Annotated in this window: 18 protein-coding genes, 1 tRNA gene and 1 pseudogene; 19 read left to right on the forward strand and 1 reads right to left on the reverse strand. The window is 65.5% G+C overall.

The genetic code is table 11. From position 1 onward, the window contains the following. Position 1: 1 nt before the first annotated feature. From nuoH to truB, 14 genes and pseudogenes are all read left to right on the forward strand, one after another. A complete protein-coding gene (gene nuoH, locus B1A74_RS02555) occupies positions 2–1,066 on the forward strand; it encodes an NADH-quinone oxidoreductase subunit NuoH (RefSeq protein WP_077243678.1) in 1,065 nt (354 codons plus the stop codon). A gap of 10 nt (positions 1,067–1,076) precedes the next feature. Further along, a complete protein-coding gene (gene nuoI / locus B1A74_RS02560; RefSeq protein WP_018946352.1) occupies positions 1,077–1,565 on the forward strand; it encodes an NADH-quinone oxidoreductase subunit NuoI in 489 nt (162 codons plus the stop codon). A gap of 14 nt (positions 1,566–1,579) precedes the next feature. After that, a complete protein-coding gene (locus B1A74_RS02565) occupies positions 1,580–2,218 on the forward strand; it encodes an NADH-quinone oxidoreductase subunit J (RefSeq protein WP_018946351.1) in 639 nt (212 codons plus the stop codon). Positions 2,219–2,291: 73 nt separating this feature from the next. Then, positions 2,292–2,597 carry an NADH-quinone oxidoreductase subunit NuoK gene (gene nuoK / locus B1A74_RS02570; protein ID WP_018869953.1) on the forward strand — a complete coding sequence of 102 codons (306 nt, stop codon included), beginning with the start codon at positions 2,292–2,294 and terminating at the stop codon, positions 2,595–2,597. Between the two features lie 6 nt (positions 2,598–2,603). After that, positions 2,604–4,533: pseudogene (nuoL, locus tag B1A74_RS02575) on the forward strand (NADH-quinone oxidoreductase subunit L). 52 nt (positions 4,534–4,585) lie between these two features. Further along, on the forward strand, positions 4,586–6,100 hold the full coding sequence (locus B1A74_RS02580; protein ID WP_018869951.1) for an NADH-quinone oxidoreductase subunit M: 1,515 nt from the start codon (positions 4,586–4,588) through the stop codon (positions 6,098–6,100). A 13-nt stretch (positions 6,101–6,113) separates the two neighbouring features. Further along, the gene (nuoN, locus tag B1A74_RS02585) at positions 6,114–7,562 is read left to right on the forward strand and encodes an NADH-quinone oxidoreductase subunit NuoN (protein ID WP_018946349.1); all 1,449 of its coding nucleotides are present in this window, start codon (positions 6,114–6,116) and stop codon (positions 7,560–7,562) included. A gap of 18 nt (positions 7,563–7,580) precedes the next feature. Continuing rightward, positions 7,581–7,925, forward strand: a complete 345-nt coding sequence (locus B1A74_RS02590; protein ID WP_077243679.1) for a DUF2818 family protein — start codon at positions 7,581–7,583, stop codon at positions 7,923–7,925. Between the two features lie 55 nt (positions 7,926–7,980). After that, positions 7,981–8,057: transfer RNA gene (locus B1A74_RS02595), tRNA-Met, on the forward strand. A 174-nt stretch (positions 8,058–8,231) separates the two neighbouring features. Beyond that, complete coding sequence (gene rimP, locus B1A74_RS02600) at positions 8,232–8,702, forward strand: ribosome maturation factor RimP (protein WP_018946348.1); 471 nt, start codon at positions 8,232–8,234, stop codon at positions 8,700–8,702. A 48-nt stretch (positions 8,703–8,750) separates the two neighbouring features. Continuing rightward, positions 8,751–10,244: a transcription termination factor NusA gene (nusA, locus tag B1A74_RS02605; RefSeq protein WP_018946347.1), complete on the forward strand. Its 1,494-nt coding sequence runs from the start codon at positions 8,751–8,753 to the stop codon at positions 10,242–10,244. Between the two features lie 66 nt (positions 10,245–10,310). Further along, on the forward strand, positions 10,311–13,142 hold the full coding sequence (infB, locus tag B1A74_RS02610) for a translation initiation factor IF-2 (RefSeq protein WP_026288906.1): 2,832 nt from the start codon (positions 10,311–10,313) through the stop codon (positions 13,140–13,142). After that, the gene (gene rbfA / locus B1A74_RS02615) at positions 13,142–13,594 is read left to right on the forward strand and encodes a 30S ribosome-binding factor RbfA (RefSeq protein ID WP_018946345.1); all 453 of its coding nucleotides are present in this window, start codon (positions 13,142–13,144) and stop codon (positions 13,592–13,594) included. The genes infB and rbfA overlap by 1 nt, the downstream gene beginning before the upstream one ends. Positions 13,595–13,605: 11 nt before the next feature. Further along, positions 13,606–14,565: a tRNA pseudouridine(55) synthase TruB gene (truB, locus tag B1A74_RS02620; protein WP_077243680.1), complete on the forward strand. Its 960-nt coding sequence runs from the start codon at positions 13,606–13,608 to the stop codon at positions 14,563–14,565. A gap of 18 nt (positions 14,566–14,583) precedes the next feature. On the opposite strand, the gene B1A74_RS02625 is transcribed toward truB, so the two are convergent. Further along, a complete protein-coding gene (locus tag B1A74_RS02625; protein WP_018946343.1) occupies positions 14,584–17,217 on the reverse strand; it encodes a bifunctional diguanylate cyclase/phosphodiesterase in 2,634 nt (877 codons plus the stop codon). A gap of 172 nt (positions 17,218–17,389) precedes the next feature. Here B1A74_RS02625 and rpsO point away from each other — a divergent pair, with 172 nt between their 5' ends. The 5 genes from rpsO to B1A74_RS02650 all read left to right on the forward strand — a co-directional run bounded on the left by rpsO (position 17,390) and on the right by B1A74_RS02650 (position 24,835). Then, entirely contained in the window at positions 17,390–17,659 is a 270-nt protein-coding gene (rpsO, locus tag B1A74_RS02630) for a 30S ribosomal protein S15 (protein WP_018934781.1), read from the forward strand. A gap of 127 nt (positions 17,660–17,786) precedes the next feature. Then, positions 17,787–19,874, forward strand: coding sequence for a polyribonucleotide nucleotidyltransferase (gene pnp / locus B1A74_RS02635; protein ID WP_077243681.1), 2,088 nt, complete (start codon positions 17,787–17,789; stop codon positions 19,872–19,874). 58 nt (positions 19,875–19,932) lie between these two features. Continuing rightward, positions 19,933–20,550, forward strand: coding sequence for a class I SAM-dependent methyltransferase (locus tag B1A74_RS02640; protein ID WP_077243682.1), 618 nt, complete (start codon positions 19,933–19,935; stop codon positions 20,548–20,550). A gap of 107 nt (positions 20,551–20,657) precedes the next feature. Continuing rightward, positions 20,658–23,918: a hybrid sensor histidine kinase/response regulator gene (locus B1A74_RS02645; RefSeq protein WP_077243683.1), complete on the forward strand. Its 3,261-nt coding sequence runs from the start codon at positions 20,658–20,660 to the stop codon at positions 23,916–23,918. Next, on the forward strand, positions 23,915–24,835 hold the full coding sequence (locus tag B1A74_RS02650) for a diguanylate cyclase (RefSeq protein ID WP_018946339.1): 921 nt from the start codon (positions 23,915–23,917) through the stop codon (positions 24,833–24,835). Before B1A74_RS02645 ends, B1A74_RS02650 begins: the two co-directional genes overlap by 4 nt. Positions 24,836–24,844: the final 9 nt, after the last annotated feature.

Genomic DNA, 24,844 nt, shown 5'->3' on the forward strand with positions numbered 1-24,844 from the left:
CATGTTCGACTGGATTCTCAACCTGTTCCATTCGCTGCCAACGGTGATGCAGATCCTGATCGGCATCCAGCTGATCATCATCCCGTTGATGCTGGGTGTCGCCTATCTGACCTTCGCCGAGCGCAAGATCATCGGCTATATCCAGGTGCGCGTCGGGCCCAATCGCGTGGGACCGCGCGGATGGCTGCAGCCGATCGCGGACGCGCTGAAGCTCCTCATGAAGGAGGTGATCGTCCCGTCGAATGCCAACCGGTTCCTGTTCTTCAGCGCACCGGTGCTGACGATCGCACCGGCGCTGGCGGCCTGGGCCGTGATTCCGTTCTTCGAGGGCGGTGCGCTGGCGGACGTGAATGCGGGTCTTCTCTATCTCCTGGCGCTGACGTCGCTGGGCGCCTACGGGATCATCATTGCGGGATGGGCATCCAACTCGAAATACGCCCTGATGGGCTCGCTGCGATCGGCGGCGCAGCTGGTTTCGTACGAGATCGCGATGGGCTTCGCCCTGGTGGGCGTACTGATGGCCGCGGGTTCCATGAACGTCGGCGACATCGTCCAGGCCCAGTCGGGCAGCGTCTACCACTGGTTCCTGCTGCCGCTGCTGCCGTTGTTCTTCGTGTATTTCATTTCCGGGGTTGCCGAGACCAACCGGGCGCCTTTCGACGTGGCCGAAGGGGAATCCGAGATCGTGGCCGGCTTCCACGTGGAATACTCCGGGATGGCTTTCGCGGTGTTCTTCCTCGCCGAATACGCCAACATGATCCTGATCTCGGCGCTGACCGCGGTGCTGTTCCTCGGCGGCTGGCTGTCCCCGTTCCAGGGCATCCTGCCGGCGGCGATGTTCGACTGGCCGGTGATCGGTACCCTGTTGGGCGACGGTCTGCACTGGTTTCTGATCAAGACCGCGCTGTTCCTGTTCATCTTCCTGTGGCTACGTGCCACCTTCCCGCGCTATCGCTATGACCAGATCATGCGGCTGGGCTGGAAGGTGCTGATCCCGGTCACCATCGTATGGCTGTTCGTGCTGGGCGTGTTCGTCGCGTTCGACGTCGGCCCGTGGTTCGCGTAAGGAGTTCGCCATGAAATCCGTGCGTCATTTCTTCAAGAGCTTCCTGTTCTTCGAACTGCTGCTGGGCTTGCGGCTGACCGGCCGGTACCTGTTCCGCCGCAAGTTCACCGTGCAGTACCCGGACGAGAAGACCCCGATGTCGCCGCGTTTCCGCGGGTTGCACGCGCTGCGCCGTTATCCCAACGGCGAGGAGCGCTGCATCGCCTGCAAGCTGTGCGAAGCGGTGTGCCCGGCGCTGGCGATCACGATTCATTCGGAAGAGCGCGAGGACGGTACGCGGCGGACGTCGCGGTATGACATCGACCTGTTCAAGTGCATCTTCTGCGGGTTCTGCGAAGAGGCCTGCCCGGTGGATTCCATCGTCGAGACGCACATCTTCGAATACCACTTCGAGAATCGGGGCGAGCAGATCATGACCAAGGACAAACTCCTGGCGATCGGTGATCGCTTCGAGAAGGAGATCGCCGAGGCCCGTGCGATCGACGCCCCGTACCGGTAATCAGGGACGCAACGATGACCTTCGAGCTCTTTCTGTTCTATCTTTTTGGCGCCATCCTGCTGGGTGCCGCGCTGGCGATGATCAGTGTGCGCAATCCGGTGCATGCCGCGCTGTTTCTGGTGGTGTGCTTTGTCTCGGCTGCGGCGCTGTGGTTGATGGCGGAGGCCGAGTTCCTCGGACTTGTACTCGTGCTGGTCTATGTCGGCGCAGTCATGGTGCTGTTCCTGTTCGTGGTGATGATGCTGGACATCAACATCGCCCGGCTGCGGGAGGGCTTCAGTGAATACCTCCCGGTTGGCCTGGTGGTCGCTGCCGCGATGGCGACCGTGCTGGTGCTGGTGATCACGCGTTACATCACCATGGATGCACCGGAACGGGCAGGCCCCGAGTACGCCAACACCGAGGCGCTGGGGGCGGTTCTGTACACCGAATACGTGTACCCGTTCGAGATTGCCGCCGTGATCCTGCTGGTGGCGATCATCGCGGCGATCTCCCTGACCATGCGCCGGCGGCCGGACAACAAGCGGATCGACCCGGCGCGCCAGATCGAGGTCTCGCGCGAGGGGCGCGTGCGCATGGTGTCGATGAAGTCGGAGGACAAGGCGCGCCGGGCCCGCGGGGCCGAACGCGACGACGACCCGAACCAAGAGTGACGCCGGCGGGAGCGCCGGTGCCGAGCCACCGCGGGGCGGATGACCGTCCCCCAACGGAATTCAGGGCCAGACAATGATTACGCTAGAGCACTACCTGGTGCTGGCCGCGCTGTTGTTTTCGATCAGCGTGGCCGGGATCTTCCTGAACCGAAAGAACGTGATCGTGCTGCTGATGTGCATCGAACTGATGCTGCTGGCGGTGAACATCAACTTCATTGCGTTCTCGTTCTTCCTGCAGGATCTGGCCGGGCAGGTCTTCGTGTTCTTCATCCTCACCGTTGCCGCGGCGGAAGCCGCGATCGGGCTGGCCATCCTGGTGTTGCTGTTCCGTAATCGCGGGACGATCAACGTCCAGGATCTGGACGAAATGAAAGGATAACGGGCCATGGATACGATCTATCTCCTTCTTGTCCTGGCGCCGCTGGCGGGCGCGATCGTCGCCGGTCTGTTCGGGCGTCAGATCGGCCGGGTGGGCGCGCACAGCGTGACGATCGCCGGGGTGGCCATCTCCTTCCTGCTGTCCGTGGTGGTGTTCTATCAGCACGTGTTCGGCGGAGTCGGGGTGTACAACGAATCGGTGTACACCTGGATGGTTTCTGACGGGATCCGGTTCGAGGTCGGTTTCCTGGTCGACAACCTGACCGCCATGATGATGCTGGTGGTGACCTTCGTGTCGCTGATGGTGCACATCTACACCATCGGCTATATGCAGGACGATCCCGGCTACCAGCGGTTCTTCGCGTACATTTCGCTGTTCACCTTCTCCATGCTGATGCTGGTGATGGCGAACAACTTCATGCAGCTGTTCTTCGGCTGGGAGGCCGTGGGGCTGGTCTCCTACCTGCTGATCGGCTTCTGGTACAAACGCCCCACGGCCATTTACGCCAACATGAAGGCGTTCATCGTCAACCGCGTCGGGGACTTCGGATTCCTGATCGGGATCGCCGCGCTGGTGTTCTACACCGGCAGCCTCAACTACACCGAGGTGTTCGCCGAAGGGCAGGCGATGAGCGAGGCGACCATCACCATCTGGCCGGGCTGGACCTTCGGTCTGCTGGATCTGGCGCTGATCTTCCTGTTCATTGGTGCGATGGGTAAATCCGCCCAGGTGCCGCTGCACGTGTGGCTGCCGGACTCCATGGAAGGCCCGACCCCGATCTCGGCGCTGATCCACGCGGCGACCATGGTGACCGCGGGCATCTTCATGGTGGCGCGCATGTCGCCGCTGTACGAGTTCTCCGTGCCGGCTCTGTCGTTCATCCTGGTGATCGGGGCGATCACGGCCTTCTTCATGGGTCTGATCGGTCTGGTGCAGAACGACATCAAGCGCGTGGTCGCGTATTCGACGCTGTCGCAGCTCGGATACATGACCGTCGCCCTGGGGGCCTCGGCGTATGCGGCCGGTGTGTTCCACCTGATGACCCACGCGTTCTTCAAGGCGCTTCTGTTCCTGGCCGCCGGCTCTGTGATCATTGCGATGCACCATCTGCAGGACATGCGCGCGATGGGCGGGCTGCGCCGGCACATGCCCATCACCTACGTGACCGCGCTGATCGGGTCGCTGGCGCTGATCGGGTTCCCGTTCTTCTCCGGGTTCTTTTCCAAGGACGCGATCATCGAAGCAGTCGGGTACTCCGAGATTCCGGGGGCGACTTTTGCCTACTGGATGGTTCTGCTGGGCGTGTTCGTAACCGCGCTGTACACCTTCCGCATGTTCTTCATGGTGTTCCACGGGGAGGAACGCTACGACCAGGCACATCACTACATGCCGGATCACGGGGACGGTGAAGATCACCATCATCACGGTACCCCGCATCCGCACGAGACCCCGTGGGTGGTTACGCTGCCGCTGATCCTGCTGGCGATCCCGTCGGTGGTGGCCGGGTACTTCATCGGCCCGATGCTGTTTGGCGACTTCTTTGCCGATTCGATCTTCGTCAGCGAGGCGAAGGACGTACTGGCGCAGAAGGGCGAGAGCTACACCGGGGTGTTCGGGTTCGTGCTGCACGGGCTCGTGGCGCCGGCGTTCTGGTTCGCGATGGCCGGGCTGGCGACCGCCTGGTACCTCTACATCAAACGGCCCGATCTGCCGGCGGTGATCGCCGACCGTCTGCGGCCGGGTGTGCGCATCCTCGAGGACAAGTACGGGTTTGACCGCTTCAACGACTGGTTCTTCGCCGGTGGCACGCGGCGCCGCGCGTTCGGTGGGCTGGGTGTCGGCCCGGGTGCGCCATGTGCAGTCCGGCTTCCTCTATCACTATGCATTCGTGATGATCATCGGCCTGCTGGTCCTGATGTTCGCCTTCGTGATCTGAGGGGTTTCGACGATGACCGCTGCGAAGCCCACCGCTGTTTCAAGGAACGACCATGTTTGCTGACTGGCCCATTCTGAGTCTGTTGATCTGGCTGCCGATCCTCGGTGGCTTCCTGACGCTTGCCGCCGGGCGCGACGCGCCGGTGGTGGCCCGGCGCCTGGGCCTCAGCGTGGCCGTGGCCACTTTCGTGGCAAGCCTGCCGCTGTGGTTCATGTTCGAGCGCGGCACCGCGGAGATGCAGTTCCAGGAGGTGGCCTCCTGGATCCCTGCGTTCAACGTGAACTATCACCTCGGGGTCGACGGCATCTCCATGCCCCTGATCCTCCTGACCACGCTGATCACGGTGGTCGTGGTCATCGCCGCATGGGAGTCGGTGAAGGATCGCATCGCCTACTACCTCGCCGCGATGCTGGTCATGGAAGGACTGATGATCGGCATGTTCGCGGCGATGGACGCGGTGCTGTTCTATGTGTTCTTCGAGGCGATGCTGATCCCCATGTTCCTTGTCATCGGGATCTGGGGCGGGCCGCGCCGCGTGTACGCAACGATCAAGTTCTTCCTCTACACCTTCCTCGGGTCGGTGTTCATGCTGGTCGCACTGATCTGGATGTACATCCAGTCCGGCAGCTTCCTGATCCAGGACTTCCATGCCCTGCAGATCGGGATGACCGCGCAGATACTGATCTTCCTCGCGTTCTTCCTGGCGTTTGCGGTCAAGATCCCGATGTTCCCGGTGCATACCTGGCTGCCGGACGCGCACGTCGAGGCGCCGACGGGGGGGTCGGTGATCCTGGCGGCGATCATGCTGAAGATCGGCGGCTACGGCTTCCTGCGTTTCTCGCTGCCGATCACGCCGGATGCGTCCGCGGTGCTGGACACGCTGATGATCGTGCTGTCGCTGATCGCGGTGGTGTACATCGGGGTGGTGGCGCTGATCCAGAGCGACATGAAGAAGCTGATCGCGTACTCGTCGATCGCCCACATGGGCTTCGTGACTCTGGGCTTCTTCCTGGCGTTCTACATCTACTCGAATACCGGCGACTGGCAGGGCGCGTCGCTGGGTATCGCCGGCGGCATGGTGCAGATGATCTCGCACGGCTTCATCTCTGCGGCGATGTTCCTCGCGGTGGGCGTGCTTTACGACCGGCTGCACAGTCGGCAGATCGCGGATTATGGCGGCGTCGTCAACACCATGCCGTGGTTCGCCGCGTTCTTTGTGCTGTTCGCGATGGCCAATACCGGTCTGCCGGGCACCTCGGGCTTCGTGGGGGAATTCATGGTGATCCTGGCTGCCTTCAAGGCTGATTTCTGGATTGCCTTCCTCGCCGCGACCACGCTGATCCTGGCGGCGGGGTACACCCTGTGGCTGGTCAAGCGCGTGATCTTTGGCACCGTGGCCAACGAGAACGTGGCCGGCCTGTCCGATATGAACCGGCGCGAATTCTTCCTGATGGGGCTGCTGGCGTTTTTCACGCTGCTGCTGGGCGTGTGGCCGGCACCGCTGCTGGAAGTGATGAACGCGACCATCGACAACCTCGTGGCGCATATCGCGCACTCGAAGCTCTGAACGGACGCCTGACATGAATTTCGAGATTCCTGCCTTTCTGCCCGCCGTTCCCGAGATGTTCGTCCTCGGGATGGCGTGCTTCATCCTGATACTGGATGCGTTCCTGCCGGATTCGCGCCGCGACATCACCTACGGCCTGGTGCAGGCGACGCTCGCGGGAGCCGCGGTGCTGACGCTGTGGCTGGCCGGTCCGGAAGTGGTGCTGACCTTCAGCGACAGCTTCATCAAGGACCCGATGAGCGACGTGCTGAAGCTGGCGGTGTACGTCACGAGCTTCTTCGTCTTCCTCTACTCGCGGCCGTATCTGATGGCGCGCGACATCCACAAGGGGGAGTTCTACATCCTCGGGCTGTTCGCGGTCCTGGGGATGATGATCATGATCTCGGGGCACAATCTGCTGACCCTGTACCTGGGCCTGGAACTGCTGTCGTTGTCCTCGTATGCGCTGGTGGCGTTCTGGCGCGACAACACCCGGGCCAGCGAAGCCGCGATGAAGTACTTCGTGCTGGGGGCGCTGGCGTCCGGACTGCTGCTGTACGGCATGTCCATGATCTACGGCATGACCGGCTCGCTGGATATCGCGGTGATCGCCTCCGAACTGACGACGGCCGACGAGGCCCTGAACGTCCCGCTGGTGTTCGGTCTGGTGTTCCTGGTGGTGGCGATCGCGTTCAAGCTGGGGGCGGTGCCGTTCCACATGTGGGTGCCCGACGTCTATGACGGGGCGCCGACGGCGGTGACGCTGTTCATCGCGACCGCGCCGAAGATCGCGGCCTTCGCGTTCCTGATGCGGCTGCTGGTCGAGGGCATGGGACCGATGCATGCCGACTGGCAGGGCATGCTCATCATCCTGACCGTGCTGTCGCTGGCGGTGGGCAACGTGATTGCGATCGCGCAGACCAGCATCAAGCGCATGTTCGCGTATTCGACCATCGCGCATGTCGGGTTCCTGTTCATGGGGATCCTCGCGGGGACCGATTCGGGCTACGCCTCGGCGATGTTCTACGTGATCGTGTATGCCCTCACTGCGGCCGGCGGGTTCGGCATGATCGTGTTCCTGTCGCGCCGGGGTTACGAGGCCGATCGCCTGGACGACTTCGCCGGGCTGGCGAAACGCAACCCGTGGTTCGCCTTCATCATGCTCCTGCTGCTGTTCTCCATGGCCGGGGTCCCGCCGACCGTCGGTTTCTACGCCAAGCTGGCCGTGATTCAGGCGGCCGTGGGTGCGGGCCTGGTCTGGCTGGGTGTGGTCGCGGTGATCTTCAGCATCATCGGTGCGTTCTACTACCTGCGGGTGGTGAAGATCATGTTCTTCGACGAGCCGAAGGAGGAGGCCAGCGAGCCGGTGCAGCCTTCGGGTGCGCTGGCCACGGCGCTGAGCATCAATGGCCTGGCAGTGCTGTTGCTGGGAATTTTTCCGGGCCTTCTGCTGTCCGTTACCCACTACGCCATTGCTGGCTGATCCGCCCCGGAGGATGTCTTGAATCAACTGGTCCCGTTTGAAGTCCTGGTCTGGGGGTTTGTGGCGTTTGCCTTCGTGGCCGCCAACCTGCCGTGGCTGACCGATCGCATCGCGCTGATGTTCCTCCCGGCGACCGGGACCAAGGGAGGCTGGACCCGGGTCTTCGAATGGCTGGTGCTGTTCCTGCTGGTGGGGCTGATCGGCAAGGGTCTCGAACATCAGGCGACGGGCAGTGTTCATGCACAGGGCTGGGAGTTCTACGTGATCGGGCTGTCGATGTTTGCGGTGTTCGCGATCCCCGGGTTCATCTGGCGGCATGATCTTCGCCCGCATTTGCGTCAGCGGGCGCGCCGTTCTCGCTGATTCCGATCGGGGCTTGCAAGCCGGCCCGCGGCTTGGTAAAGTACGTTTTCTCGGATGCGGGGTGGAGCAGTCTGGCAGCTCGTCGGGCTCATAACCCGAAGGTCGCAGGTTCAAATCCTGCCCCCGCTACCAGTTTTCGAAAGGGCCCCTTCGCGGGGCCTTTTTCTTGGGGCCGCGCTCCCGCGCGCCGACAGGCTTCGAGCTGCAGCCTGTTTCCATGACGGAAGGTGTAAAGGGGCGTTCAACGCCCTTTTTTTGTTTCCGGGCTCCGTGCACCGGTGCAGTGGAATCGAGGTCGACAGGCATTTGTCCGAGCAGGTTGAACAACTGAAGGCGCTACTGGGACCCGTGGTCGAAGGCCAGGGTTGTGAGCTCTGGGGTATCGAACACCATGCGGGTTCGAAGCCGCAGATGCTGCGCATTTATATCGATCGTTCGACCGGCGTGACCGTGGATGACTGTGCGCGCGTCAGCGAGCAGGTCAGCGCGGTCCTCGATGTGGAAGAGCCGATCCGCGCGGACTACACGCTCGAGGTGTCCAGTCCGGGCATCGAACGTCCCCTGTTTACTCCCGATCAGTTCCGCGAGTACGTCGGACGTGCGGTCAAGGTGCGTCTGACCTGGCCGGAGCACGGGCGGCGGAACTACCGTGGGCAGCTGTTGTCCGCGGACGACACCATGATCGAGGTGGCGGTCGATGGCACGGCCTACGAGTTGCCGCTGGCCGCGATTCACAATGCGCGCGTGCTGGAAGAAGACCCGGGGACGCAATCATGAACAACCTGATGTCGACAGGCGACTGTCGAGGCTGCGAAGAGGCATGACATGAACAAGGAGATCCTGCTGGTCGTCGACGCCGTTTCCAACGAGAAGGGCGTCGAGAAGGGCGTTATCTTCGAGGCCCTGGAATCGGCCCTGGCGATGGCCACGCGCAAGTATCACGGTGGGCGCATGGATGTGCGCGTGAGCATCGACCGCGAAAGCGGCGATTACGAGGCCTATCGCCGCTGGACGGTGGTGGACGACGAGGATCCCGAGTTCGAGTCTCCCGACTATCAGATGCTGCTGTCCTACGCGCAGCAGAAATACCCGGAGATTCAGATCGGAGAGGTGATCGAGGAACCGGTCGAGGCCGTGGACTTCGGGCGTATCGCCGCGCAGACCGCCAAGCAGGTGATCGTGCAGAAGGTGCGTGATGCCGAGCGGCAGAAGGTCGTCGAGGAGTACGAGGACCGGGTCGGTTCGCTGGTGATGGGGATCGTCAAGCGTACCGACCGCAACGGGACCTACGTGGACCTGGGCAACAACGCCGAGGCCCTGGTCCCGCGCGAGCACATGATTCCGCGCGAGACGGTACGCACCAATGATCGCCTGCGCGGCTATCTCAAGGAGATCCGGCCGGACGCTCGCGGACCGCAACTGATCCTCAGCCGCACCGCGCCGGAGTTCCTCATCGAGCTGTTCAAACTCGAGGTCCCGGAGGTGGGACAGGAGATCATCGACATCCTCGGGGCGGCCCGCGATCCGGGCATGCGGGCGAAGATCGCGGTGCGCTCGAATGACCCGCGGCTGGATCCGGTGGGGGCCTGCGTGGGCATGCGCGGTTCGCGTGTGCAGTCGGTCTCCAACGAGCTCGCGGGCGAACGCATCGATATCATCGTATGGGACGAGAATCCGGCCCAGTTCGTGATCAATGCGATGTCGCCGGCGGAAGTCCTCTCGATCGTGGTCGACGAAGAGAAGCAGTCGATGGACATCGCGGTGGCCGAGGACAAGCTTTCGCTGGCGATCGGTCGCGGGGGGCAGAACATCCGTCTGGCCTCGCAGCTGACCGGCTGGGAGCTGAACGTGATGACCGAGGAGCAGGCCGAGGAGAAGAGCGAGGCCGAGGCCCGGCAGCTGGTGACCTACTTCATGGAGGCGCTGGACGTCGACGAGGAGGTGGCCGGGATCCTGGTGCAGGAAGGCTTCAGCACCCTGGACGAGGTGGCCTATGTGGACGAGGCGGAACTGCTGTCGATCGAGGAATTCGATGAGGACGTGGTCGCGGAACTTCGCAACCGGGCCAGCGACGCGCTCCTGACGCGGGCGATCGCGGCACAGGACGGCGGGGGTGGCGAGCCGGCCGAGGATCTGCTGAACATGGATGGCATGACCGTGGCGCTGGCGAATCGGCTGGCAGCCAGCGGGGTGTGCACCATGGAGGACCTCGCCGAGCAGGCCGCGGACGACGTGGTGGAAATGCTGGGCATCTCCGAGCAGGAGGCGTCCGAATTGATCATGACCGCGCGCGCCCCCTGGTTCGAAACCGGGGAATGATCGCGACGCAGCGGCGGTGGTCGGGCAGCGGCACGCCGGAACAGAATCTGGAATGGAGGTAGCGCCATGGCGCAAATGACAGTGCAGCAATTCGCGGAATCGGTGGGCAAGCCCGTCGATCGTCTCCTGGAGCAGCTCAAGGAGGCGGGTGTCGAGGTGGCCGGGCCCGAGGCGCCCATCACCGATGCCGAGAAGCGCCAGCTGCTGGACCATCTGCGCCAGGGTTCCTCCGGCGGGGCGAGTGACCGCGTGACTTTGCGGCGGCGTTCCCAGGCGCAGACGCTGAAGGTCAGCTCGGGCCAGGGCAAGACCAAGACGGTTAACGTGGAGGTGCGCAAGAAGCGCACCCTCAAGCGCAAGCCGGCGGATGCAACACCGGCGCCGGAGGATCGCCCGGAGGCGGCCGAGAATGTGGAATCCGAAGCCGCTGCGGCACCGGAAGAGACCCGTCCCGATGCAGAATCGCCGGTGACCCCGGAAGTCGAGGAGGCCGCAGCCGGCGAGGCGTCGGAGGCGGAAGCACCGGCGGATGAGCCGGTGGTGGCCGAGACGCCGGAACCGGAACCTGAACCGGCGGCCGACGAGGCCGCGGCGGAGGAACCGGCGGACGTCGAGGAAGAGCCCGAAGCGGCGGAGGCGGCCGCAGCCGAGGCACCGGAGTCACCCGAGGCGGAAGAGGCGGCCGAGGAGCCGGCCGCAGCCGCGGAAGAAGCGCCGGCCGCCCCGAAGAAGCCGCTGAGCCGCACGCAGCAGCTGGCCATGCAGCTGGAAGCCGAGCGGGAAGCTCAGCGCAAGGCTGTGGAAGCGCGCAAGCAGGAAGAGGTCGAACGCGAGGAGCGCCAGAAGCGCAAGCAGGAAGAGCAGGAGAAGCAGGAGGCGAAGCGCGAGAAGGAAGAACAGGCGCGCCTGGAACGCGAGGCCGCGCAGCAGCGCCAGGCACCGGCCCCCGCCGCGGCACCGGCGGAACCCGCCAAGTCCGGCAAGGGCCGCAAGGGTGGCCGCAAGGACGACCGCAAGGAACTGCATGTCGCCGGCGACCGTCGTGGTCGGCGCAAGAAGGGTGACAAGGGCAAGGGCGCCGGGCAGTCGCAGGCGGCCCAGGCCGTGGCCGGCAAGCACGGCTTCGCCAAGCCGACCGCACCGGTGGTGCGCGAGGTGGAAGTGCCGGAGACCATCACGGTGGCCGATCTGGCGCAGGCGATGGCGATCAAGGCACCGCAGCTGATCAAGACCCTGATGGGCATGGGCGTGATGGCCACCATCAACCAGTCCATCGATCAGGAAACGGCGATGCTGGTGGTCGAGGAAATGGGCCACACCGCGGTGCCCGCAAGGGAAGAGACCATCGAGGATCAGATCGAGGTTGCCCAGGAGCAGACCGCCGAGCCCAAGGCCCGTCCGCCGGTGGTGACCGTGATGGGCCACGTGGACCATGGCAAGACGTCGCTGCTGGACCATATCCGCAAGACGCGCGTGGCCTCCGGAGAAGCCGGCGGGATCACCCAGCACATCGGGGCCTATCACGTCGAGAACGGGCATGACGGGGTGACGTTCCTCGATACGCCGGGACATGCGGCGTTCACCGCGATGCGTGCCCGGGGTGCCCAGTCCACGGACATCGTGATCCTGGTGGTTGCGGCGGATGACGGCGTGATGCCGCAGACGCTCGAAGCCATCAACCATGCGAAGGCCGCCGGCGTACCGATCGTGGTCGCGGTCAACAAGATCGACAAGCCGGAGGCGGATGCCGACCGGGTGATCAACGATCTCGCCCAGCACGAGGTAATCCCCGAGGAATGGGGTGGCGACACCCAGTTCATCCGGGTCTCGGCGCATTCCGGGGAAGGCATCGACGAGCTGCTGGAAGGCCTGGGTCTGCAGGCGGAGCTGATGGAGCTGATGGCCCCGGACGAGGGGCCGGCGCGCGGCGTGGTGATCGAGTCGCGGCTGGACAAGGGCCGTGGCCCGGTGGCCACGGTGCTGGTGCAGTCCGGCAGCCTGAAACATGGCGACATCGTGCTGACCGGCAAGGAATACGGCCGTGTGCGGGCGATGTTCGACGACACCGGCACGGCGGTAAAGGAAGTCGGTCCGTCGATGCCGGTGGAGATCCTGGGGCTCTCCGGGGTGCCGGAGGCCGGCGACGAGATGCTGGTGGTCGCGGACGAAAAGACTGCCCGCGAAGTGGCCGAGTACCGCGACACCAAGCAGCGCGAGCGCAAGCTGGCGGCGCAGCAGGCGGCCAAGCTGGAAAACATCTTCAACCAGATGCAGGAAGGCGACGTCGGCACGGTCAACATCCTGATCAAGGCCGACGTGCAGGGATCCGCCGAGGCGCTGCGCGAATCGCTGGTCAAGCTGTCCAACGAGGAGGTCCGGGTCAAGGTGATTTCCACCGGGGTCGGCGGTATCTCCGAGTCGGATATCAACCTGGCGACCGCTTCGGATGCGATCGTGATCGCGTTCAACGTGCGTGCCGACGCCGGCGCCAAGCGTGTGGCGCAGGAAAACGGGATCGACGTCCGCTACTACTCGGTCATCTACGAGGCCATCGAGGACGTGAAGCAGGCCCTGTCCGGGCTGCTGGCGCCGGAGACCCGCGAGGAAATCGTGGGCCTGGCCGAGGTGCGCGAGGTGTTCAAGGCCTCGAGCTTCGGCCAGGTGGCCGGCTGCCTGGTGGTCGAGGGTTCGGTCAAGCGGGGCAACCCGATCCGCGTGCTGCGTGACAACGTGGTGGTGTACGAGGGCGAGCTGGAAAGCCTGCGCCGCTTCAAGGACGACGTGAACGAGGTTCGCGCCGGTACCGAGTGCGGCATCGCGGTGAAGAACTACAACGACGTGAAGGCCGGAGACCAGATCGAGGTCTTCCAGCGCGTCGAGGTCCAGCGGTCGCTGTAATGCCCGGACCCCGCGACTTTCAGCGTAGTGATCGGGTCGGCGAGCAGATCCAGCGCGAGCTCGCCGAGCTGGTGCGTGTCGAGGTGAAGGACCCGCGGGTCGGCATGGTGACCATCTCGGGGGTGGAGGTCTCGAAGGACCTGGCCCACGCCCGGGTGTATTTTACCCGGCTGGGTGGCGAGGAGGGTGGCCGCGAGGCGCAGCAGGGCCTCAACAACGCGGCCGGCTTCCTGCGGCGGGCGCTGGGTAGCCGGATTCGCATGCGCAGCATCCCGCAACTGCGGTTCATCTACGATGACACGCCCGAACGGGGCGCGCGCATGTCTTCGCTGATCAGTCAGGCGCTGGCGGAGGATCGCGAGCGGCACGGCGACAGCGATGGGGAGGCCGATCCGGAAGGCGGCGGGGATCCGGATGGCTCCGGTGGTCCCGACGTCCCGGAAGACCGGTAAACCGACTCCCCGTGGCGCGCAGGAAGGGGCGTAACGTCGACGGCATCCTGCTGCTCGACAAGCCGCAGGGGCTCAGTTCGAGCCAGGCGCTGGGTCGGGTGAAATACCTCCTCGGTGCGCGCAAGGCGGGCCATACCGGCGCCCTGGATCCACGGGCGACCGGGCTTCTTCCTCTGTGTTTCGGGCAGGCGACCAAGGTGTCCGGCTGGCTGCTGGACGCGGACAAGCGTTACGTCGCCGTCGCGCGGCTGGGCGTGGAGACCGACTCGGCGGACATGGACGGAGAGATTCTCGCCGAATCTCCGGTCCCCGTGATCACGGACGAGGATCTTGCGCGGCTGGAACGCGACTTCACCGGCGATCTGGAGCAGGTTCCCCCGATGGTGTCAGCCCTGAAGAAGGACGGCCGGCGGCTGTATGAACTGGCGCGCGAAGGGGTCGAAGTGGACCGTCCGCCCCGGCCCGTGCGGATCCATTCGCTGAACATCGAACGGCTGGCGGATGATCGTCTGCGGCTGGAGGTGTATTGCAGCAAGGGCACCTATATCCGGTCGCTGGTGGCCGACATCGGGGATGCCCTGGGTTGCGGGGCGGCGGTGGAAGAGCTGCGGCGTACGGCGCACGGCGTCTTCGATGCCGAGGCGATGTGGACCCGCGAAGCCCTGGAGGAACGATTCGAGGCCGGTGGGCCGGCGGCGATCGAGGCCTGTCTTCTGCCGGCCGAGGCAGCCCTGGCGGGCTGGCCGCAGGTGCACCTGAATGCAACCGGCGCCGCGGCGCTGCGTCACGGGAATACGGCGGACGCGGAGACGGTGGACCGGCAGGTCACGGGGGCCTCGCCGGTGCCGGACGAGGCCGGGCCGGCCGGGATACTGGTGCGCATGCACGGCCCTGAAGGCGAGTTCCTGGGCGTGGGTTTGCAGGACGCGAAGGGGGCGGTCCGGCCGCGGCGCCTGTTCACCACGGCCTGAGGCTTGTCCGAGCCGGGTTCAGTCCCGGCGACAGGCCGGGACGGGGTCCTCGATCAAGGCCCCCATCTGCTCGGTGGACATCGGGCGGGCCAGGTAATAACCCTGAGCCTCGTCGCAACCGTCCAGGATGATCATGTCGCGCTGAGTGGCGGTTTCCACACCTTCGGCGATGACCGTCAGGCCAAGTTTGTGGCCCATGGCGATGATGGACGCGGTGAGCGCGGCGTCGGCGGCGTCGGTGTCGGCCCCCTGGACGAACGAGGCGTCGACCTTCAGGCGCTGGACGGGCAGGCGCTTGAGATAACTCAGCGACGAATAGCCGGTGCCGAAGTCGTCGATCGCCAGCTGCACGCCCATGGCCCGCAGCTCTTCGAGTACCGCGATGCCGCGTTCGGCATGGTCCATTACGAAGCCCTCGGTGATCTCCAGTTCCAGGCGCCACGGCTCCAGGCCGGTCTCTTCCAGCACCGCCCGCACGTCCCCGGCGATGTCGCCGAACAGGACCTGGTGCCCGGAGACGTTGACGCCGATTCGCCCCAGTCGTTGCGGTCCCCATTCGCAGGTCCTGCGGACTGCCTCCCGCAGGACCCACCGCCCCAGCAGTCCGATGGTGCCGTTCTCTTCCGCCACCGGGATGAATTCGGCCGGGCTGATCATGCCGAAATCCGGATGCCGCCAGCGGACCAGCGCCTCCGCGCCGGACAGGCCTTCGCCAGGCAGATACCATTGTGGCTGATACACGACCTCCAGCTCGTTGCCCTCGATTGCGCGGCGCAGGCCGGCCTCGATCGCCAGCCGGCGCTGACTGGCATCGGTGAGGTCCGCCGTGTAGAGCTGGACGTTATTGCGTCCGCGAGCCTTGGCGCGGTACATCGCCGAGTCCGCGTTGCGGATCAGCATGTCCGAGGAGGCCGCATCATCGGGAAACAGGCTGATGCCGATACTCGCCCCAATGAACAGTTCCTGACCTGCCACGTGGAAGGGGGCCTCCAGCGCACGCAGGAGATTATCGGCGACCCGTTCGGCATCGTCGGTGCCGGCAATGTGTTCGGTCAGGACCACGAATTCGTCGCCCCCGTGGCGCGCGATGGTGGAGTGCCGGTCGATGGCGCCCAGCAGGCGCCGGGCGACCGCTTCCAGGAGCTCGTCTCCGCGATGGTGGCCCAGACTGTCGTTCACGTACTTGAAGCCGTCCAGGTCGACGAACAGTACCGCCAGGCGCTCGTCGTGGAGCCGGCAGCGTTCAATCGCGCGCGCCAGGCGCTCGTCGAGCTGGGTGCGGTTGGGCAGGTCGGTGAGTGGGTCGTAGTTGGCCAGGTGACTGACCCGGCGCCGGGCCTCCTCGCGGCTGGTGACGTCGCGGGCCACGCCAAAGATATCCACTACGTGGCCGCTGTTGTATCGGACACGGGCGTTGAGTTCCAGCACCACCGGGTTGCCCGCCTTGTCAGTCACCTCGGCGCGGGCCGGTGGCAGCTCGGAATCGGTGCCGCCGTCGATGGGCACGGCGGTGCCCTCGAGATAGGGCAGGAAGGGTTCGACCAGGGCGCGCAGGGTGGTCTCTGGCAGGCGGTCCATGCTGCGGCCGAGGACCCGTTCCACGCCCGGCGAGATGTAGCGCGCCCGACCCGAGCGGTCGAAGCGATAGACGAAGCCGCTGGCGTACTCCAGCAGATCCTCCTGCTCCTCGGACGCGCGCTCCAGGGCCTCGGACTGCGCCACCACCTGGCGTGACAGCGGCCGGATCACGCCGATCAGCCCCAGTCCCGACAGCAATGCCATGCCCAGGACCAGTCCGACCGGCAGCGCCAGGTGGGCCATCATGCCGGCGTAGAGTTCCTCCTCCGGTACGGCCATCGACAGCCCCCAGCCCGGGCGTACCGGCACCGCAAAGACCACCTCGCCGTCCGTGCGCTGCAGGGCCTGCGATCCTCCGCGGGCCTGCTGCAGTGCCGGGGCCACCAGGTTCCCGGCGCCGGTCGGCTTCAGGCTCCAGGTGATGTCGTCCACCCGCAGCACCACTCCCTGCGGGCCCTCCAGCCAGGCGGCCTTGCCGCCCTCGGCGGCGGACTCCAGCACGCCGACCAGGGCCTCGGCGGGGAACACCAGGATGTCGGCGCCCAGCCATTCGTCCTCGCGGGAGAGGATCGGCACCGCGATCATGATCCAGGCCCGGCCCTCCCAGGCCAGGTGATCACGCATGCGGGTCTCGCGCATCGCCGGGTCGATGTCCGGCCAGTAGATCGGGTCCGGGTTGGCGTCGCCCACCGCCAGTACCTGGCGGCCTTCCGCATCCAGGCGGATGATGCCGGCCGCGCCGGAGGGGCGCAGGGCATCTTCCAGCTTGTCGTGACTGAAGTCCTGCAGGTCTTCGAGATCGGTCGCGCCGCGATTGTAGGCGGCCAGTTCGTCGCGGATGCGGCTGCGGCTGGCGACCTGCCAGGCGATGTCTTCCAGGCGGTCGAAATACTGCGCCACCGCCTGCCCGTGATGCTGCAGCGCGGCCTGCTGCGCCAGGTCCGCGCGGTCGCGCGCCTGCTGGTAGTAGGCGTGGGCCGTCAGACTGGCCGCAATCAGGCCCAGCAGCACCAGCACCGCAAGTGCCAGCAGCAGGATGCGGGCCTGGAGGCGGCGGGTTTCCTGCGTGGTCATGACTGTCCCTGTCGGGGAGTGATGGAGTTCACAATACAACAGAAACAGGTCAGGGGCAGCCGTTCGTCCGTTCGCTGTTCACGGTGCTTGAGCGCGTGCTAACATACGCGCCTGTTCGCCAGCGCCACTGGCCACTCAGACAGACGGTTCAGGAATCAGGAGTCAGCCTTACATGTCGCTCACTACCGAAGAGAAATCGGCTATCGTCGAGAAGCACAAGCGCGATGCCAGTGATACCGGATCGCCCGAAGTGCAGATTGCGCTCCTGACGGCGCGTATCCAGCATCTGATGGGTCATTTCGACAAGCACAAGCAGGACCACCATTCCCGGCGTGGCCTGCTGAAGATGGTCAGCCAGCGTCGCAAGCTGCTGTCCTATCTCAAACGCAAGGACGTCGAACGCTATCAGTCGATCGTGAAGGAACTGGGCCTGCGCCGCTAGGCCCCGCCCCCCGGGCCCGCGCCATTGGTGCGGGCCTGTTTGTTTGGGGCATTGATTGCGGAGAGAACTTTCAGCGGCTCGTCCACCGACGAGTCACATCGGGATTCAAAGGGAAACGGGAAAAAACGTGTCATACAAGAAGTCGTTCCAGTACGGAAATCACACCGTCACGCTCGAAACCGGGGACATCGCGCGCCAGGCCAGCGGCGCGGTGCTGGTGAACATGGCCGAAACCGTGGTCCTGGTCACCGTGGTCGCCCGCAAGGAAGCCGATCCGGGCCGCGACTTCTTCCCCCTGACCGTCAACTACCAGGAACGGACCTACGCCGCCGGCAAGATTCCGGGCGGTTTCTTCAAGCGTGAAGGGCGTCCGAGCGAGAAGGAAACCCTGACCTCGCGCCTGATCGACCGTCCGATCCGGCCGCTGTTTCCCGAAGGCTTCAAGAACGAAACCCAGGTCATCGCGACGGTGGTCTCGATCAACCCCGAGGTGGATCCCGACATCCCCGCGATGATCGGTGCTTCCGCGGCGCTGGCACTCTCGGGTGTGCCGTTCGGCGGGCCCATCGGCGCCGCCCGCGTGGGGTACCGCGCCGGTGAGTACCAGTTGAATCCGAGCTTCAGCGCGCTGGAGGAATCCGAGCTGAACCTGGTCGTGGCGGGGACCGAAAACGCGGTCCTGATGGTGGAGTCGGAGGCAAGCGAGCTGTCCGAGGAAACCATGCTGGGCGCGGTGATGTACGGCCACGAACAGCTGCAGGCTGCGATCCGCGCCATCAACGAACTGGCGGCCGAGGCGGGCGAACCCGCCTGGGACTGGCAGCCGCCGGAGAGCGAGGCCTTGGTGGAAGACCGCGTGGCCGCGGCCGCGCGCGATGAGCTGACCGAGATTTACCAGATCGCCGACAAGCAGACCCGCAGCCAGCGCCTGAGCGAACTGCGCAGCCGCCTGGTTGAATCGCTGGTGAGCGACGACGGTTCCGGCCCCGATGCCGATGCGGTCAAGACCACCCTGCACGATCTGGAATACCGTCTAGTGCGTGATCGCATTCTTGACGGGCATCCGCGTATCGATGGACGTGACACGAAGACTGTCCGTCCGATCGACGTGCAGACCGGCCTGTTGCCGCGTGCCCACGGCTCCGCGCTGTTTACCCGGGGCGAGACCCAGGCGATGGTGGTGGCCACCCTGGGCACCGACCGCGACGCCCAGGTGATCGACGCGATCGAGGGCGAGCGCCGCGACCGCTTCATGCTGCATTACAACTTCCCGCCATACTGCACCGGGGAGACCGGTTTCGTCGGCTCGCCCAAGCGCCGCGAGATCGGCCACGGCCGTCTGGCCAAGCGCGGCGTGGCCGCGGTGATGCCGAACGACGAGGACTTCCCCTACGTGGTGCGTGTGGTCTCCGAGATCACCGAGTCCAACGGTTCCAGTTCCATGGCCTCGGTGTGCGGCACCTCGCTGGCGCTGATGGACGCCGGCGTGCCGCTGAAGGCCCCGGTCGCGGGCATCGCGATGGGCCTGATCAAGGAAGACGACCGCTTCGCCGTGCTCTCCGACATCCTCGGCGACGAGGATCACCTCGGCGACATGGACTTCAAAGTGGCCGGCACCCATGACGGCGTGACCGCGCTGCAGATGGACATCAAGATCGACGGGATTACCCGAGAGATCATGGAAAAGGCCCTGGAGCAGGCGCGCGAGGGCCGGCTGCACATCCTGGGTTGCATGAACGCGGAACTGGACACCCATCGCCAGGAGATGTCCGAGCATGCGCCGCGCTTCATCACCCTGAAGATCAACCCGGACAAGATCCGCGACGTGATCGGCAAGGGCGGGGCGACCATCCGTACCCTGACCGAGGAGACCGGCACCACCATCGACATCGGTGACGATGGCACGGTCAAGATCGCCTCCACCGATGCGGCTGCCGGCAACGAGGCGAAGCGCCGCATCGAGGAGCTGACCGCGGACATCGAGGTGGGGCGTCAGTACACCGGAAAGGTCGCCAAGATCATGGACTTCGGCGCATTCGTGTCGATCCTTCCGGGGCGTGACGGTCTGGTGCATATCTCGCAGATCTCCGACGAGCGCGTGGAGAACGTGAGTGATTTCCTCTCCGAGGGGGATTCGGTCACCGTGCGGGTGCTGGAGGTCGACAAGCAGGGCCGTATCCGCCTGAGCATGAAGGCGGTCGAAGAAGACGCCTGAGGGCGGGTCGGCGGGCCTGGCCCGGGCCGGGCGGCGGTTTCCTTCGGGGGCGACAGGCATGGATCTGGTCAGTATTCGCAAGAGCTATCGGCGCTATGCGCGGCATTACGACGCGACCTTCGGGCGAGTGTTCGCCACCGGGCGGCACAGCGCGCAGAAGACCCTCGCGCCGCTGGAAGGCAAACGGGTCCTCGAGGTCGGGGTCGGAACCGGGATTTCGTTTCCGGAATACCCCGACGGCGTGGATCTGGTCGGGATCGACGTGTCGCGCGAGATGCTGCAGGTCGCGCAGGAACGCATCAACGGCGGTCTGCCGGGGGTGCGCGGCGTGGCCGAGATGGACGCCGAAGCACTCGGTTTCCGCGACGACAGCTTCGACGCCGTGGTCGGGATGTACGTGGCGTCCGTGGTCCCCAATCCCGACCGCATGTTCGCCGAGATGTGGCGGGTGTGCCGCCCGGGCGGACAGATCCTTCTGGTCAACCATTTCGCGTCCCGGCAATGGCTGCTGCGCGGGGTGGAACGCAGCCTGCGGCCTCTTTCGCGGGCGGTGGGCTTTCGTCCGGACATGGAGCTGGACCACTTCGTGCACCTGACCGGCTGCGAGCCCGAGGCGGTGGAACCCGCCAGCCTGTTCGGTTACTGGAAACAGGTGGCTTTCCGCAAACCCGCCTGATTCCCGGCCATCCGGCGGTGGTTGCGGTACGAGGGGCAAGACCCTTAGGGTTTTGCTGGAATAATCCGACGGCCGCAGCATGACATGCCCACCCCGGGGAACCGCGGATGACACAGCGCGATCAGGCCTCCTTTCAGTCCTTCCATTATCGGCTTCTGCTGCTGGTGCTTGCCGCCATCGTGCTGCTGGGCGCGGTGCTGGCGGCCGTCGCCTACCAGATGCTGGAGACCGAAACCCGCGAGGCCGTCCGTTCGGAGGTCGCCTCCACCTCCGATTCCACTGCCCTGTACGTTTCTCACTGGTTCACGTCCAATGCGCGCCTGATCCGGGGGCTCGCCGGCGAGATCCCGCAGGGGCGGGATCCGCGTCCCGTCCTGCAGCAGTTCGAACGCATGGGCGAGGTGGATCTGACCTACATCGGGGATCAGCAGGGCGGCATGATCATGTCCGACCCCGAGGCCACCCTGCCGGACGATTTCGATCCGCGCACCCGCCCCTGGTACCAGGGATCGGTGGAAGCGGATGATCTCTACATCACCGCGCCTTTCGAGGATGCCGCCCAGGATCGGCTGATCATCTCCATGGGCATGCCGGTGTATCGCGATACCGGAGGGCTTTACGGGGTCGCCGCGGGGGACATCGGTCTGCAGGAAGTGACGCGAAGCGTGACCGGTCTGGATCTGCGCTGGGACGGCGAGATCGTGCTGGTAGACGAGGATGGCATGGTGGTGGCCCATCCGGACTCCTCGCGGGTTCTCCGCCCGCTGGTCGACAGCATCGACGAAGGCAGGGGCTTCGATCCGCTGGATCCCGATCGCGAGGGCGAGCTCCGGGAGGTGACGGTTGACGGAGAGCAGCGCCTGCTGCACGTCACCCGGATCCCCGGAACCGACTGGCATCAGGTGCTCAGTCTGGATCGGGCGGCGGTCACCGAGCCCCTGCGCAATCTGCTGATCCAGTTCGCGGCCTGGACCGTGCTGGTGGTCCTGATCGTGGGCGGGGTCACCACGCTGATCCTGAATCGTCTGGTGCGGGTGCGTCGTGATCTCGAGGCCGAGATGCGTCGCGCCCGCGAGCAGGCGGAAAGCGCGACGCGTGCCAAGAGCGAGTTTCTTGCCAATATGAGCCACGAGATCCGCACCCCGATGAACGCGATCATCGGCATGAGCCATCTGGCACGGCGGACCGAGCTGACCCCGCGCCAGCGCGGGTACATGGACAAGATCGACAACGCCGCCCAGCGCCTGCTCGGCCTGATCAACGACATCCTCGACTTTTCCAAGATCGAGGCCGGCAAGCTCGAACTGGAAGATGCTCCGTTCCACCTCGATTCCGTGCTCAACGGGGTCACCGACGTGGTCGGCCACCGGGCCGAGGAGAAGGGACTGGAACTGGTGCACCACGTCGCGCCGGGTACACCGCGCCTGCTGCGAGGGGATGCCCTCCGGCTGGGGCAGATTCTGACCAATCTCGCCGGCAATGCGGTCAAGTTCACCGAGCAGGGCGAGGTTGTGGTGCATGTCTCGGCCGAGGCGATCGACGACGGCTATGCCACCCTGCGCTTCTCGGTGCGCGACACAGGACCGGGGATGTCCGAGGAGGAGGCCCGCAGGCTGTTCCGTTCTTTCACGCAGCTGGACAGCTCGGTGACCCGGCGCCAGGAAGGCACCGGGCTCGGGCTGGCGATCAGCAAGCAGCTGGTGGAAATGATGCACGGCGACATCGGGGTGGAAAGCACGCCCGGCGAGGGGGCGACATTCAGCTTTACCGCACGTCTGGGCGTGGAGACGGAGCAGGTACAGCCCGCGCGTCCGGTCGTGTCCCGATCACTGCGCGGGCGCCGGGTGCTGGTGGTCGATGACTCGGACGCGGCCCGGGAAACCCTGGCCGCGATGCTGAGCGATCTGGGAATCGAGGCGGATACGGCGCCCTCCGGCCCGGATGCCCTGGGCATGCTGGACCGGGCGGTGGAAAAGGGCGTGCATTACGATATGGTGCTGACCGACTGGCGCATGCCGGGGATGGATGGTCTGGAGGTGGCGCAGAACATCAATGCCGAACGCAAGCGACAGGTCCCTTCGGTTCTGATGGTGACCGGGTTCAGCCGCGATGAAATCCTGCAGAAGGCGGAAGAGACCGTGGATGGTCTCCTGCTCAAGCCGGTGACCGAATCCACGCTGCACGACACCCTGGTCGAACTCCTGAATGCGGATGATGAAGGCGACCGGGTGCGCGAAGCGGCCCCCGGCATGACGGCCGACACGCCGCGCCTGGACGGCTGCCGCATCCTGCTGGCGGAGGACAACGCCATCAATCGGGATCTGGCGGTGGAGCTCCTGGAGGATCTGGGCTGTGACGTCACCACGGTGGAGGACGGTCGCGAGGCGCTGGCGGCCGTTGAGGCCGCATCCTTCGACGCGGTGCTGATGGACATCCAGATGCCCGAAATGGACGGGCTGAGTGCCACGCGCGAGCTGCGGTGGGACGCGCGTTTCCGGGACCTTCCGGTGATCGCGATGACGGCCCATGCGATGGCCGGCGATCGCGAGAAGAGCCTGGAGGCGGGGATGAACGACCATGTCACCAAGCCGATCGACCCCGCTGCCCTGGCCCGGACACTTTCCGAGTGGATCGGATGCGTGCACCAGGGAGCCGCGTCCGGGGGGGCGGGCGATGACAGTACGGGCTCGCCAATGCCGTCTGCGACCACCGGTTCCGGTGCGTCGGGCGGCGACGGGCTGCCGCAGGAGCTGCCGCCGTTCGATCTCCCGGCGGCACTGGCGCGCTGCAACGGCAAGGCGTCGCTGCTGCGGCGCATGATCCTCAGCCTGGAGGAGCGTTACAGCGGGGTGGTCGAGGAATTGCGGTCGCTGCTGGAAACCGGCCACCGCGACGAGGCGCATCGACTGGCGCACTCGCTCAAGGGCGTCGCGGGTTCCCTGGAGTTGCGCGAAGTGCAGGCCTGCGCGCAGCGGATCGAGAATGAACTCGCGCAGGGAGACGAGGGCGCCGCGTTCGGGCGCCTTGCGGAGCTGGACGAGCACCTGGCGCCGGCACTGGAAGCGGCCCGTGGTCTGGTTGCCGACGGGGACGCGGAGGATGCCCCGGAGAGCGGTTCCGGGGACGGGCCCCTTCACGATATGGAGACCGGCCCCCTGCCAGAGGATGAGCTGCGCGAGCTGCGTGTGCTGATCGAAGGCAACAACCTGCGTGCCCGGGCGCATTTCCGCGAGCTGAGCGGACGGCTCCTCGGGCACGGCCAGGACGCCCTCGTGCGGGAACTGGGGTCCCGCATTGAAGAACTGGATTTCGAACAGGCGCTGGTGGCGGTGGACCGGCTGCTGAGGGAAAGTGGAGAAGGCTTATGAACAGTGACCATCGGGCACGTATCCTCGTGGTGGATGACGAGCCTGCCAACATCGAGTTGCTGGCCGGGATCTTCGAGGACGAACACGAGGTGCTGTTCGCCACGAACGGGAAACGCGCGCTGGATCTTGCCGCCTCGGCGCGTCCGGACGTGATCCTGCTCGACGTGATGATGCCGGGAACGGACGGTTTTCAGGTCTGTGAATGGCTGAAGTCCGAGCGCGCGACGGCGAACGTCCCGGTGATCTTCATTACCGGGGTGGGAGATACCGAGGGCGAGGCCCGGGGTCTGGAACTGGGCGCGGTCGACTACGTGAACAAGCCCATCAATCCGCCGGTGGTCCGGTTGCGGGTGCAGCATCAGATCGAGCTCAAGCGCGCCCGCGATCAACTGACCCGCATGGCGGTGACCGACGGACTGACCGGCCTGGCCAACCGGCGCCAGTTCGAGGAGACCCTGGAGCGTGAAAATGCGCGTCTGGCGCGGACCGGGGACGCCCTTTCGGTGATCCTGATGGACATCGATTATTTCAAGCCCTTCAACGACACCCTGGGCCATGTCCGCGGGGATGACTGTCTGCGCGAAGTGTCGCGGGTGCTGGACGAGACCATCTCGCGTCCCGCCGACCTGGCCGCACGTTACGGGGGGGAGGAGTTCGGCTGCATCCTGCCGGAAACCGCGCTGGAGGATGCCGCGGCAGTGGCCGAGCGGGTGCGGGAGGCGATCGTCGAACTCGGTGTCCCCCATCCGGCGTCCGAAGTGGCGGATCACGTGACCGCCAGCCTTGGCGTGGCCACGCTGCATTGCCAGCCGCGCCAGTCCGCCCTGCGGGTGGTGGCGCGGGCCGATGAGCAGCTCTACCGCGCCAAGGCGGAGGGACGGAACCGGGTCTGTGCTGCCGGCTCCGCGGAGCGCTGAGCAACGCAG

The sequence above is a fragment of the Thioalkalivibrio halophilus genome (assembly GCF_001995255.1).
In the GTDB taxonomy this organism is placed as follows: domain Bacteria; phylum Pseudomonadota; class Gammaproteobacteria; order Ectothiorhodospirales; family Ectothiorhodospiraceae; genus Thioalkalivibrio; species Thioalkalivibrio halophilus.